The sequence below is a fragment of the Bdellovibrio sp. SKB1291214 genome (assembly GCF_002209355.2).
Taxonomy (GTDB): Bacteria; Bdellovibrionota; Bdellovibrionia; order Bdellovibrionales; family Bdellovibrionaceae; genus Bdellovibrio.
In genome coordinates this window covers 2,409,272-2,422,686 of record NZ_CP106855.1, presented here as the reverse complement: position 1 = coordinate 2,422,686, position 13,415 = coordinate 2,409,272, and the positions used below count along the sequence as shown (strand labels likewise).

Below are 13,415 nucleotides of genomic sequence, written 5' to 3'. Positions count from 1 at the left end.
CCTCTGGTTTTCAGGAAAAATAACAGTTGCGGAGGATCCAATGACACAGATTTCACAGCCTAACAATCCCTTCTTGGAACATATGGGTATCAAGCTCATAAAGTGGTCGGAGGGGGCTGCTGAATTTGAAATGCCGATTCAAACTTGGCACATGAATCGCCAGGGCGCACTACAAGGTGGAGTCGTTTCAACTTTAGTGGACGCCGCCTGCAGCTATGCTGGATTCTATTCTCCGCCCGGTTCTCCGGAAGTGCATGGGGTAACGATTACTTTAAATGTGAATTTCGTCTCAAGCACCAAGCAAGGAACACTGCACGCCAAGGCGAAAAAAATTGGCGGTGGAAAAAACATCTTCTTCTCCGAAGCCGAAGTCTATGCCGACGACGGCGCACTGATCGCGTCAGGCCAAGGATCGTTCAAGTACCGCCGCTAAAAGAAAAAACCCGCCTAGTTTTCGCTAAGCGGGTTTTGGATTTTTTAAATTTGGAGGTGACGAGCGGACTTGAACCGCTGTAGCAGCTTTTGCAGAGCTGAGCCTAGCCACTCGGCCACATCACCCCAGAGTGAGACGCCAATCTAGTTAAATAGGTGTTTTTAGTCAATATATTCCTAGCAACCGAGCCTTTTAAGTGCCTCAACTGGTTCGTAGGTCATTTTTAATGCACTCTCTACATGGTGCGGTTGAAGCCTTTCGGCCTGCTCGAGGTCGGCCATGGTTCTTGCGACTCGCAGCGTTGCGAGTTCGCGGCGACGGCTGGAAATCTCCTTGGGGAAAAGTTCTTTCATGTAAAAGCTAGGTAAATCGGCGATCAGCTCCTCGTAATTCCAACGGCTGGCAAGTTTTTTAAAGCGGGCATCTTTTAGCGCCAAACGAGCCCTAAACATGCGACAGGATTCAAGGCGGGCTAGCAATTCCTCGCCCGACACTGAAGCCCCCTGCTCCCGTTTTTGGGTGAAGAAAGTGATATGAAAGCGATCCACCAAGGGTCCCGAAAGTCTTTCCATATAAGACTGGCACTTTTTTAAAGATCTGCCACAGACGACTTTCGATTTTGGCACCCAATCACCACACGGGCACAGGTTCGTGGTCGCGATCATTAAGGTCTCAGCGGGAAATTCCTCCACATAACGGCCGCGACGAATGCGAATCATCGCCTCCTCCATGGGTTCACGCAAAGCTTCCTGCGCACGCACGTTGAACTCTAAGAGTTCATCTAAAATCATCACACCTTTGTGAGCGCGAGTGATTTCCCCCTTAAAAGGTGGAATACCCCCACCAATCAACCCAAGAGCGGTGGTAGAATGATGGGGGTGCACCACGGGACGCCAGCGAAGAGGGGCCTCGCTGCCGCCCCGATTATTTTTTGAAATTGTATGCATGTCATCCTGAGTGGGAGCGCTTAAGAGCGCCGACAAAGTTCGTGCGATGGTGCTTTTGCCGGAGCCCGCGGGCCCCGCGAGTAAGACCGAGTGCTCGCCCAAAGCGATAACTTCCAGAAGCCGTGCCTGCCTTTCCGGAAACTGAAGGTTAAGGTCACCATGGGGTCTGCGCACTTCGAATTCTCGGGGAACGGCTGCGATCTCGACCGGCTCACGAATATCCTGCAAACAACTCATCACCCTTCGATCGAAAACCGCTTTAGTATTCTGAGACTGCCCCGTCCATACTAAGACATTTCCGTCAGGCTCAAAATCAGTGGTTAGATCTTCGGGCTCAAAAACTTCACCAAGTAATCCCAACTCCCCGTACACCATTATGGAGTCCGCTGGTTTTGCCAGCTGCTCTGACTCCCACAAAATTCCCAATGCCACTGCGAGCTCCAGCCCCCGAGACGATTTTTTTAAATGATTCGGACGAAGATTTACCAAGACCTGTTGCGCCTTGGGAAATTCAAAACCCTGGGCACGAATGGCACTTTTGATTCTGTGAATACTTTCGCGAATGCCCTGGTCCGGCAGACCTAAAAATTGAATTTGCGGAAGACCCGCGGTGAAATTGATTTCGACTTCGACCGGAACAAGAATCTCATTTTCGCGAATAAGGGATTTTATTTTCATGAGCCTGCGACAGAGCAAAAAAAAGCCCACAACTGCGGTGGGCTTTTTTAGACATCTCGCTTCAATTTAAAACCGAAGGTCGGATTACTTTTCCACTTCTGCCATTTGCGAAAGTGGATGGTGCTCCTCGATTGTGCGAGTCATCGTGTTCGTCGTCACATTCGTATATATCTGAGTTGTCTGGATGCTTGCGTGACCTAACAACATTTGGATCGAACGAAGGTCCGCGCCACTTTCCAGCAAAGCCGTCGCACAACCATGACGGAAGCGATGAGGATTAACGGGTTCAGCGAAGCCCGCACGTGTCGACCAGCTGGCAAGCCATCTCCACACATCCACGCGGGACGGACGATGCCCACGATCATTGATCAAGATAGAAGGCGTGGTGTCCTTCATCAAAACGGAACGATGTTCACGAAGGTAAGTCGTCAACGTGTCCGCTAATTTTTCAGTCAAAGGAACCAAACGCTCCTTGCTGCCTTTCCCCAAAACCTTGATCCAACGATCTGTTTGATTAAAGTCTGTCACATTCAATGCGATCAACTCAGAAACACGGCACCCCAAACCGTACAAAAACAACAACGTGAGTTGATTGCGTGCTGTCTTCACTGGATCAGTCACCTCTGCGGCATCGAATAGCTGCTGAAATTCCTGCGGAGTTAAAACTTTAGGAAGTCCCACTTTGACCTTGGGTGGGCGAAGTTCACGAAGTTCAGGGCTGTTGTGACCACGAGTTTCACAAAATTTGAAGTAAGTACGAAGTGACGAAATCACCCGCGCCTGAGAGCGAGTGGAGAGTTTATTCTTTTTCATAAACTCATAAAAGCCAGTCACATTGTTGTGGGTTTTGCGATACTCGATATAGAGTTCCAGATCACGACGATAAGCCATCACCGTATTTTGGGAACGTCCACGCACATTTTGTAGTTCATCAAAGAAGTCGATCCAAAGAGGTAGTTCCATAGTGAATATTAGAACCAGACTTTAGACCAAGCGCAAGAGATATTATGTCACGATTTAAAATAAAAAATGCCCTTCACTGCGAGGTCAGTGAAAGGCATTTTTTGATATATATCTGAAACAGAACGACCTAGTTGAACGAGCCGCCAAACACGGGGCTGCAATTGATACCGTTAGCTTGCGCTACGTGGATACCACCTGGGGGCAAAGCGACCAAACGGTTGCCATTGATCATACCGCCGTTGATTTCCATGATGATGTTACCTGGGTTCGCAACCACTCTCACTGTCGACATCAATCCACCAGAGCCCATTGTACCGGTCGTAATAGTATCGACTGTGTACGTGCCTGGAGGAACCTGACAGCCAGAACCGTAAAGGTCATACCAGTTTGTACCAACAACCATAGTCCCTTGGAAAGCCACCGGACCATTATAAAGATTCAAGTTTGTTCCAAGATTGGAGTAACCGGCGATATTCGTTGCAGTGCCACTGATCGGCGTTGTCGCGCTTCCATTATAATAGCCGTTGTTATAGTAGCCCGTATTATAATAACCGTTATTGTAATAACCATTATTATACGTGTTGTAAGTGTTGTTCACACCACTATCCACGATCACATTCAACGCCATTGAAACGCTGTTCATAGGATTCACACTTTGTACAGAACCCATTTGCGTTGCTTGCACGAAGCCTTGGCCATTTGCATAGACATTGCCCGCTGTACCGCCACCGCCATTATCACCACAAGCAGCCATGAATGCCGAAATGGCAAGCATCGCTATCAGCTGCATGATCAATGTCGGAAAATTAATTCTTTTATAATTAGAATTTTCCATAAAGTTACTCCTCGTTTTACTGTAAGCCCCGTAAGGGGATTACCTTTATTAGATCGCTCTTAAAAGTTTCGTCTCCGGCAGAACCGGAGAGTTTTAGGTTAATAATCTATTACTGGAAAGCTGCTGCCTTCGACACTCCGGAGAATGTACCAAGTTTGATGTATCCATCATTCGGAGCTACAGCGGATTTATTGATCACTGAGCCCGAGCGGCAGTTATAGGGACCGTCATAGATGAACCAGCATCTTCTGTAAGGCGATTGAGTTGCGTAGGATTGTGCAAAGTTCTTATAGTACAAAGAACCCGTTACGATCGTACCACCTTGTGCATCACCTTGGCTGATAACGTTATCCACGACTAGCACCACACCACCCCACTGATCTTGGAAAAAACCAGAGAAGACCGTTTTGCCGCCAGAGGTGAACCATCTGTTGTATTCAGCTTCATAAGTGTTGTTATCTTTCAAACCAGAGTAGCTCGAGTTTTTACCAGAACCTGCTGTGAAAGTACCCGTGTAGAGAACGCCTGAATCTGTGTAAGACAAGCTCACAGTACCTGCGTATTTCCCAGTGGAGCCGACTTGAGCCAATTGGATCTTAAGCTTAAAGTTTGTTGGATTATTTACGGGGCGAGTTCCGACGTAATTATTCAGCTCATTAATAGATACCGGCGTGAACGTCGCTTCATTGGAATAACTAGTTGATCCATCAGTACCCGTGGATGAGCCATCAGGTGATGTTGGAATTGTCCCTGTTCCGCCGCCATTAGAAGTATTCACAACAGCTGTGGACTCAGCAACGGCCATCTTATTATTACCACACCCCACACCAGCTAGTGCGATTGCGGCCACCAAGATCATCATTGGAGCGTTAAATTTGTTGTTCATATCTTCCTCTTTCAAGGGCCCGTTTCAAAGGTGGGTCCTCACGGTTCTGTAATGCCATGCCCGTGCCAAGATCGAGCAAGTGGCCTAACTCATCGATTAAAGGCCAGAAAACCGCTGTTTCTCAGGATGAGACAAACAAGCAGGAGTGACTAAGGGCCAAGGGGTAGGCGCAATTGCGGCACTTAATCTAAAAATAAGACATGTAAAAGTATTGGACGCAAAAATAATATTTAAGATTTTCCCTAACATTACCGAAATGGGATGTATCACGTATAAAAAGGACGCAAAAATGACTGTCACTGCTACTAATGTTTTGATTCTCGGCGCTGTATTCATGTTCGCAGCTCGAGTTTTCATGGGTTTCTAGTTTTCTATTACATACAAGTAAGATGATCGCAAGAGTAGCGCCTGTTAAACAACAGCTATGCATTTGGCGCTCAACTTATTCCTGACAGTCTTTCTATTCTTTGCAAGCACTTCCGCCACTGCAAAACCTATCAAAATTCTCGTTGAAGATTCTTGGCCTCCCTTTGCATTTAAAAAAGAAAACCGCGCCGTCGGAATGTCGATTGATATTGTCCGAGCAGCATTTAAAAACGTCGGTGAAACGATTGAACTCGTACAAGTTCCCTACACACGCTGCAAGGCTCAAACCGCGACCGGTCGCTATGTGGCGTGCTTTAATTCGGCCCACTCCAAAGAGATGGATTCCGATTTTGTTTTTCCCAAAGAACCTCTCTTTAAATCCAAAGGGCTGATCCTTGCAAACAATATCACAGTTCGTAAAAAACCAAATCGGGTGAAAGATCTTGAAGGTAAATCCGTCGCCTTGCCGGCAGAATTCCCCTTTGGGAAAGAGTTCGATGAGAACACCCAGATCAATAAAATCTTTACCTCTAGCGACCTGACGTCTTTGATGATGTTAAAGTCCAATCGCGTGTCTTTCGTCGCCATCGACGAATACGTTTATTATTACTATCTAAAAAATCATCCCGATTTTAAAAACCAGTTTCACACGGTCTTGGAGCTTTCGGAAGAAGCGATCTTTGTGCATTTCTCAAAAAAGCATAAAGATACGTCAGGATTGATGAAAAAATACGACATCGGACTTGCGATGTTAAAGGTCTCGCCAAAGTATAATGAAATTTTAGAGGAATGGGTGGGATTCAAAGGGCAAAAGAGAGTTCAAATCTTTTCGCGCACGCCGAAAAACCACGCGTACGACACTCCCAGCATCATTCCATTCAGTATTGATTAATTCCGAGCGATACGAGCTGCAGGATAATAGTGTTTTAAAATCTGCACGAAGTTTTGACCTTTAAGCCCCATGGCGCGACTGCCCCACTGACACAGTCCCACACCGTGCCCAAATCCACGACCAGTGAATGTGAATTCATCACCCTGCTGTTTCATTTCAAATAAAGTGCTGCGTAATTCTGAAAAACCCAAGGCTTGGCGGAATTCGTTGGCGCTGATGTATCTTTGTTCTGTTTCGTTAAGGGCAACACGCACGCCGCGCACACGGGTTTCATTATTCGCGCGATCTAAAGTGATTTTCGTCACATCAGACATTTGCAATTTTTCAGCGATCTCGGCACGAGTCAACTTGACTGTCCAATTTGCTTTGGGATTTGTCGGGCAGGAGCTATCAACCGCCACACCGCTATTAACACCGCCACTCCACACGTTTTTTGCCAGAGTCGTGTGTCCGCCGCAGTCCGCATGGTAATACGCCTTTAAGACATCGTGACCTTTAGCAGAAAAAAGCTTAATCCCTGCCGTATCACGAACCGCCTTTAACGCCTTTTGCAATTTAGGATCGCTTTCATCACCGTCTGCAATGTGACGGAAAACCTGATCCAACACGGAACTTTCTAGGTGGTAGGGTTTATCAGAGCGCTCCTCCATCACAGACAAGGCATAAGATCTTGCAGCCACGGCCTGAGCCTTTAAAGTTTCAATCGGCCAGTTGATTGGCATTTCGCTTGAGATCACACCAGCAATGTACTCGTCTAAAGGCAACACCCCGACGACGTCCACTTGATTGCCAGAGCCTGCTGAAAGCAAAATTCGGGACGGCAAGCTTTGAGCGCCAACACGCAAATTCTCGCCTTGGATCATTAGATATTTTTCTTTAAACAAGTGCTCACTGTCGCGCCCCTTTAAACGAAGGGCCCAGATGTTCTTGCCATTTTTTTTCATCACACGCACTTCAGCCGTCCCCGGCCCCATTTCGGGAATCGCCACGTGACGGTAGGGCTGAGAAAGAATTTGAAAACGCAAACCAAGACCGGCAACTTGCACACGTTTAGAAAGCGTTGCAATGCGCACGCGAACTAATTCTTTATCGTAGGAAGGTGCCACCTTTGCGGCAGTGGGTACGAGAGATGGAGAGACTTCAGAAGTTTGAGGGGAAATTTGTGCTTGGGCGTCGGTGATCGTTAATGTCATCGCCGCTAGAAAACATACAAGAGCCCAAAAAATTCTCACGCAGGCAGTCCCCATCCCTAGAGTTAAAAAAAGAGGCCCAATCCGTAGGCCTCTTGCAGATACATATCTATTAAACCAAACAATCCCGCGAGGATGAAAGTCTAGTTTTTGTTCGTCACATCCAGGAACGGTTTAACCAAATCTAGTGGCAACGGGAAGATGACCGTATTGGTCTTATCTCCTGCAATCTCAGTCAGAGTCTGCAAATAAGCCAGCTGTAAGGCCGAGGGAGAGCTAGAAAGCGTTTGAGAGGCGTGAGCCAACTTTTCGGCACGCTGCAACTCCCCGTCTGCAGAAATAACTTTGGCGCGGCGCTCACGTTCAGCCTCAGCCTCACGTGCCATCGCTCTTTGCATTTCTTTTGGCAAATCGATTTGCTTCACTTCAACCATCGTTACTTTAATACCCCACGCCTCCGTGTGCTTATCTAGGATGCCCTGCAAAGCGCCGTTGATTTTATCACGGTGTTCAAGCACGTCATCCAAAGGATACTGCCCCATCACGGAACGCAATGTCGTTTGCGCCAACTGACTAGTGGCAAAATAAAAGTCTTCAATTTTTGTGATCGCCTCAAGTGGAGAAATGACTTTAAAGTAGACGACGGCATTTACTTGCATAGAAACGTTATCTTTGGTGATGACGTCTTGGGGCTTCACATCCATCGCGATGGTACGAGTGTCGACTTTGATCATACGTTCAACGAACGGAATCAAAACGATCAAACCAGGTCCACGCACGCCAACAGCCTTACCCAAGCGCAAGATCACACCGCGGTCCCACTCGTTCAAAATTTTAACCATCGAGCTTAGAATGATCGCGCCGACTACCAGCAATATAATCATAAATTCCATTTCACTTACTCCTTATTCTTTTTTTTAACATTCAAGGTAAGACCCTGGCGATCAGTGACATGCACACGATCTCCGGCCGTCAAGAAATCCTCAGAAACATAGTTCCAAGTTTCTCCCATAATCGCAATTTGCCCCCGATGACCATTTTCATCGGTGCTTATCACGACACCTTCGTTTTCTTTTAAATCATGATCTGCATCGCGAGATTTCAGGCGCAGTGTTTTTAAGGCCATGAAACCCACGCCAAAAAACACTAAGCCGATGGCGAGCACCACAGGTAAGATGACCGTGTACGGCAATGTATATCCAGTGCTGGCATCAAACAAAAACACACTTCCCACAAACAGCGCAACCAAGCCCCCGATGCCCAAGACACCAAAACTTGGAACAAAGATTTCCGCGATCAAAAAAGCAATTCCCAAAAGAATCAGTGCCAGTCCGCCCCACACCACTTCAAGCTTGTGGAAAGCAATCATAGAAAACACCAAACCGATTCCGCCAATAACTCCCGGGGCAACCAATCCTGGATGGGTCAGCTCCACATACAACAGACCCAGGCTCCCCATGAATAACAAGTACGCAAACTCAGGGTCTGCGATAAAGCTTAAAATCTGATAGCGAGTATCCGGTGCGAATTCTCTTAGATCACCGACAACAACTTGCTTGGCTTCATTACCCTGCAACAGAACCTTACGGCCCTCTGCTTTTTTTAGAAAATCCGATTCATCTTCCGCCAAAATATCCAGGGCTTTCATTTCCACGGCTTCACTGGAACTGACAGATTTAGCTTCCGTCACGATGTCTTTGGAAAATTTTAAATCTCGACCACGCAGTCTTGTCACACCTTCTAGCCAGCTGACTGTGTCGTTGATCATCTTATTACGAAGATCGTCAGGCATTTTTTCACCGGTACCTAAGATCGGAGTGGCAGCGCCCACGTTTGTTGCCACAACTCCCCCATTCACGTGGCAAGCCTGCAGAATAATTGCGCCTGCACTGCCCGCATGACCTCCGCGTGGAGTGATCAAGCATAGATAAGGTGTTTTTGATGCCAACATACGCTCAACAATACGGCGAGTGCTTTGCAGGCTACCACCAGGGGTGTTGATACGAATAAAGATGGAATCACATTGGTTGTCTTGCGCCCGTTTTTCCGCGCGCTCCAGATAGTCTGTGGTAGATGCGGTGATTGCTTCGTTGATCGTGATCGCCAGCGTGCAATTTGCGGCAAAGGAAACTCTCGCTCCCAGCAACAACATCATCAGTAGCAGCACAGGAACAAAGAGTTTCTTCATAGATTCAACTCCCTCATCACTTTTTGAAGGTCATTCCAGACGACTTTCTTAGCCGCCGCATCTTCAAGTAAATAAGCAGGACTGTAAGTTTCAATCCACTTGCCGGGACCTTTAAATATCATTTCCCCCAAATCTTTAGGGAAAGAACTAAAGACCACAACGACTTTGCTTTCACAAAACTGCGCCAATTCGGAAGGCAACAAAGAACGATCTTCCACCGTACAGTCTAATTCTAAAACTTGAATGTTGCGAATTTTCATCGCCGATTTCATCTTATCAAAAAGATCGCGCACATCGGGACGGAAGAAACTTTCTTTAGCCTGAGTCAGAATATTTAGGAATACCAACTCGCGGTGAACCATTTCTTTGGGAACGTAAGGACCTTGCTGAGTAAAGAATCGGGTTTTTACAACGGCATCTGTTGATGGTGCTGCACTTGCCGGGCTCATGTCATTGAGCATGACCTTTTGCAGTCCTAAAACCTCTTCTAAATATTGTACGTAGTCCTTCATGGGCGCAAGCTTACTCCGGCGACCATTTCTAGACTATAAAAACCGGCGTTAATGCACTGCTTTGTGAGCTTTGATTCATAGCAACCTGCCCAAGATTTAATCCCCGTCGGTGAACCCCCTATGACATTCTTAAAAAGCTCCTGTTTGGAGCCTTTTGGGAGGTCGTTATGACGGCACGTATCGCTTTTGTTTTTACATTTGTGACTTTGGCTTCTGCATTTGTCCACGCCTATCCCAGCATTGGTGACAAGGTCACTTGGTCCGGAGAATTTAAAACCGCTGAGGGGGAAAACTCAGAAATTCATATCACCAAAGAAGTGGTAGGATTTAATTCCACCAACAAAATCTGGAAGGTAAAAATCGACACCAAAGTGGGTCAAGAGTCTTCATCCGAAACTATCGAGACGGCAGATTTATTTACGCCTGAAAAATACCATCAAGTTTTAAAGGAATGTGAGTCCCACGGCGGCGTGATTGAAACTTTGGAAACAAGTCCTGGCAAATACAAAACTTGTAAAATGAGCACTACAGAAAATGGCATTGTCATTGAAAAATGGTGGGGTGACATTCCCTTTGGAATCGTTAGCAAAGCGACCCGTGCTCCGACCGGAATCGCTAACAACGATTCGCCTTTAAAGGTTGCCACTCAAGGTCTTTAGAGCTGACTTTCGATTTTTTTCGAGCTTAAAAACTTATAAAGAGCAATCACTGTTAAACCAGCAGCTGAAGTCACCAGGGATGCTGTGGTCGTACTCATACGAGCAAAGGCTCCCCAACTGACGGAACCCAGAGCCATGCCTGCGTAAAAAACAGCTAAGAAAACTCCAAGCATCGTGGCTTTTAAATGAGACTTGCCTGTGAGCTGTCTGGAACTCATGTTCATCAATGTCGCTAGGATCAACCAACCGATACCCGCAAAGAACATACCTTGGCACATGTATATGTAGCTTGGTGCAATTCCGATAAACATCAACCCCACGGCATAGACAAAGTAAGCTCCTGCTAACGACAATGATGTTCTTTCAGGAAGCATGATCTTGCTTGAATAAACGGTGCTGAAACATGCGCCTAGACCCAGGAACCCCAACAAGGACCCATACTGCCAGCTATTCAGTCCTAACTCCAAACGACCCCTCGTCGGATACAGAGCCCACAGACTGGAAGCAAAGAAGGTGACGATAAAGATCTCAACCCATAATTTCATATTGTGGAATGAAAAAAGAAATTCAAATTCTTTCTGTGTGAATTTGATTTCCTTTTTTTCCTCGTGCTGGGGAGCAGCTTCCTTCACAGGCCACTTCCAGAAAAATAATATCAATCCCAGGAACGACAAGCTATTTAGGAAGAATGCGGCGGCGGGACCGACTCCTCCCAAGATGATTCCCCCGAATGTGGGACCCAAAACTCGCGTAATGTTGATACCAATGTAGTAAACCAGTACAGCTTGAGCTTGGCGCTCATTAGGTACTAAATCCGTCAGCACACTTTGGAAGGGAGGATTCGATAACGCAAACCCAACGCCCATCACTAATGACAAAAGCAACAAGATGCCTTCCGTGATTTTTTCTTGCCACACCAGATAGGCCAGTAAAGCGGCAGCGATGAACATCATACTTTCAGAAAATAATAAAATACGACGGCGATGTCCTTGGTCAGCAAAGTAACCAGCAGCAATACTTAAAAACACCACGGGTAAATTACTGGTGAATGAAAGCAAAGAGACAATGAGCGGAGAAGTTGAAAGATGAGTCATCACCCAGCTTGCTGCCACATCTTGAACCCAAGTTCCAAGATTAGACAAAAAAGCACAGATCCAAAAGTTGCGATAGACAGAAATTTTAAGTGGAGACCACAGAGATGAATCATTCATGACGGTGAAAGGATACTATGAAAAATCAAGGCCACCAATTGCTTCTTAAAAGACAGGTCAAGTCCCCGACCTGTCACGCAACAGAGCCTAGCGTTTCAAACGACGCAAAACTTTTTGGATAAAACCCTGCGCTTGTTCAACCTGGAAGAAATAACCGAGTCCAAAATACAACACTCCGTATGTTCCGACGGCAAGCACGGCGCGAACAATTACATGCAGCTGCTGAGGAAGCAAAAAGCGTCCCGCAGCTGCCCCCACTGCCGCACTGACAATGGCAATCGCCCAGACTTTGAATTGGAATTTCATCGGCAGCCCCGTTTCGCCAATCTTTTTATTCAAAGACTTGCGGAGCATATAAAACTCAATCCAACCTGCAATCCCAGCTGATGCCGTCAAACCGGGGGTTCCCCAATCCTGGCTTAAGCCCATCCATTTAGGAATATAGAAAGCAAACAAAACACCCAATCCCGTCGTTGCAATCACCCGAATGATCGCAAACTTTAAGGGAGTGCGAGTGTCCTTCAACGAGTAAAACGTCGAAGAATACAAACGCCCCAAAGTCGAAGCCAGCAATCCCACCGTGGAGCCAATCAACACCATCCACACCGTTTGTGTGCTATTTGCATCAAACTGCCCCGTTTGAAATACGGCACCCACGATCAAATCCCCTAACAGTAAAAAGGCAACGACACTTGGAATGACAAAAAATGCAATTTGTTGCAAACCCCGATTCAGACGGCCTTGCAGATAAGTGCGAATTTCTTCATCACTGCCCACCGCTTGCGACATTGACGGAAGCTCTGCTGCGGAAACACTCATTCCGAATAGGCTGACCGGCAAAAGATAAAGAGTCTGCGCATAGGCCAATGAAGACACAGCTCCCGTTGGCAACAGACTGGCAAGCATACTATCAATGTACGCGCTGACTTGAACAACGCCCCGGGACACCACGACGGGTACAAAATTACTCATCACGGTTGTGACACTAGATAGTTTCAGATCCAATGACGGCAAGATTTTTTTTCCCAAACGTAAAGCCGATGGCAATTGCACAAAGAATTGTAAGAAACTTCCTGCGACCAACCCCCAGGCCACGGTGATCGCTAAATCAAACTGAGTCTGGCGCGAACCCCATGCAACCAGTGTCGCGATGATAGTCAAATTCCAGATGACCGGCGCCACATAGGAAAGGAAAAACTTTTTATGGGAATTTAAAATTCCCAGACACCACGCTGACATCACCAGAAATCCCGTTCCCGGGAATAGAATCTGAACGATTTTAATCGTCAATTCACGCTTTTCTCCCTCAAACCCTGGGGCAATTAAATCGATCAAAACGGGTGTCGCAAAAACACCTGATATAACCAAGACGGACGTCATCAAAAACATCAAACTTCCGATTACCGAGGCGACCTTAGCGGCCTCTTCATCGTGTTTCTTTGCTAAGAGCTGGGCATAAACGGGGATGAAACTTGCGGAAAGAACACCTTCACCGAACAAGTTTTGTAGAAAATTTGGAATTTTTAGCGCCGCTTTGAAAGCGTCGCCCGCTGCCGAGTTACCAAAAAAGTGAGCAAACACACGCTCGCGCACAAGGCCCGCGATACGGCTTAAGAAAATGGCGATCCCGACTAAAAACGCGTGATTTTTCATTT

Annotated in this window: 13 protein-coding genes and 1 tRNA gene; 3 read left to right on the top strand and 11 right to left on the bottom strand. The window is 46.8% G+C overall.

Annotated elements, in window-relative coordinates; translation table 11 throughout:
• Positions 1-40: 40 nt before the first annotated feature.
• Positions 41-433 (top strand): PaaI family thioesterase, encoded by a 393-nt coding sequence (locus tag B9G69_RS11885; protein WP_088613924.1) that lies wholly within the window; start codon positions 41-43, stop codon positions 431-433.
• 51 nt (positions 434-484) lie between these two features.
• Here the strand turns inward: B9G69_RS11885 and B9G69_RS11880 are convergent.
• The 5 genes from B9G69_RS11880 to B9G69_RS11860 form a co-directional block, all read right to left on the bottom strand.
• Positions 485-558 (bottom strand) — tRNA-Cys (locus B9G69_RS11880).
• 51 nt (positions 559-609) lie between these two features.
• Entirely contained in the window at positions 610-2,058 is a 1,449-nt protein-coding gene (locus tag B9G69_RS11875) for an ATP-binding protein (protein WP_088613925.1), read from the bottom strand.
• 84 nt (positions 2,059-2,142) lie between these two features.
• Positions 2,143-3,021 (bottom strand): site-specific tyrosine recombinase, encoded by an 879-nt coding sequence (locus B9G69_RS11870; protein ID WP_088613926.1) that lies wholly within the window; start codon positions 3,019-3,021, stop codon positions 2,143-2,145.
• Positions 3,022-3,148: 127 nt separating this feature from the next.
• Positions 3,149-3,856: a hypothetical protein gene (locus B9G69_RS11865; protein ID WP_088613927.1), complete on the bottom strand. Its 708-nt coding sequence runs from the start codon at positions 3,854-3,856 to the stop codon at positions 3,149-3,151.
• Between the two features lie 109 nt (positions 3,857-3,965).
• Positions 3,966-4,742: a hypothetical protein gene (locus tag B9G69_RS11860; RefSeq protein ID WP_088613928.1), complete on the bottom strand. Its 777-nt coding sequence runs from the start codon at positions 4,740-4,742 to the stop codon at positions 3,966-3,968.
• A 424-nt stretch (positions 4,743-5,166) separates the two neighbouring features.
• Between B9G69_RS11860 and B9G69_RS11855 the strand changes: the two genes are divergently transcribed.
• Positions 5,167-6,000 carry a substrate-binding periplasmic protein gene (locus B9G69_RS11855; RefSeq protein ID WP_088613930.1) on the top strand — a complete coding sequence of 278 codons (834 nt, stop codon included), beginning with the start codon at positions 5,167-5,169 and terminating at the stop codon, positions 5,998-6,000.
• On the opposite strand, the gene B9G69_RS11850 is transcribed toward B9G69_RS11855, so the two are convergent.
• The 4 genes from B9G69_RS11850 to B9G69_RS11835 all read right to left on the bottom strand — a co-directional run bounded on the left by B9G69_RS11850 (position 5,997) and on the right by B9G69_RS11835 (position 9,890).
• Positions 5,997-7,232 carry a SpoIID/LytB domain-containing protein gene (locus tag B9G69_RS11850; protein WP_254916700.1) on the bottom strand — a complete coding sequence of 412 codons (1,236 nt, stop codon included), beginning with the start codon at positions 7,230-7,232 and terminating at the stop codon, positions 5,997-5,999. The two genes, B9G69_RS11855 and B9G69_RS11850, sit on opposite strands and share 4 nt — an antisense overlap.
• Positions 7,233-7,333: 101 nt before the next feature.
• Entirely contained in the window at positions 7,334-8,083 is a 750-nt protein-coding gene (locus B9G69_RS11845) for a slipin family protein (protein WP_088613931.1), read from the bottom strand.
• Positions 8,084-8,088: 5 nt separating this feature from the next.
• Positions 8,089-9,378 (bottom strand): NfeD family protein, encoded by a 1,290-nt coding sequence (locus B9G69_RS11840; RefSeq protein ID WP_088613932.1) that lies wholly within the window; start codon positions 9,376-9,378, stop codon positions 8,089-8,091.
• Positions 9,375-9,890, bottom strand: a complete 516-nt coding sequence (locus B9G69_RS11835) for a hypothetical protein (RefSeq protein ID WP_088613933.1) — start codon at positions 9,888-9,890, stop codon at positions 9,375-9,377. Before B9G69_RS11835 ends, B9G69_RS11840 begins: the two co-directional genes overlap by 4 nt.
• A gap of 167 nt (positions 9,891-10,057) precedes the next feature.
• On the opposite strand from B9G69_RS11835, the gene B9G69_RS11830 reads away from it, so the two are divergent.
• Positions 10,058-10,549: a hypothetical protein gene (locus tag B9G69_RS11830; protein WP_088613934.1), complete on the top strand. Its 492-nt coding sequence runs from the start codon at positions 10,058-10,060 to the stop codon at positions 10,547-10,549.
• On the opposite strand, the gene B9G69_RS11825 is transcribed toward B9G69_RS11830, so the two are convergent.
• Both B9G69_RS11825 and murJ read right to left on the bottom strand, forming a co-directional pair.
• Positions 10,546-11,760 (bottom strand): MFS transporter, encoded by a 1,215-nt coding sequence (locus tag B9G69_RS11825; RefSeq protein WP_088613935.1) that lies wholly within the window; start codon positions 11,758-11,760, stop codon positions 10,546-10,548. The two genes, B9G69_RS11830 and B9G69_RS11825, sit on opposite strands and share 4 nt — an antisense overlap.
• 87 nt (positions 11,761-11,847) lie before the next feature.
• Positions 11,848-13,413, bottom strand: a complete 1,566-nt coding sequence (murJ, locus tag B9G69_RS11820) for a murein biosynthesis integral membrane protein MurJ (protein WP_088613936.1) — start codon at positions 13,411-13,413, stop codon at positions 11,848-11,850.
• Positions 13,414-13,415: the final 2 nt, after the last annotated feature.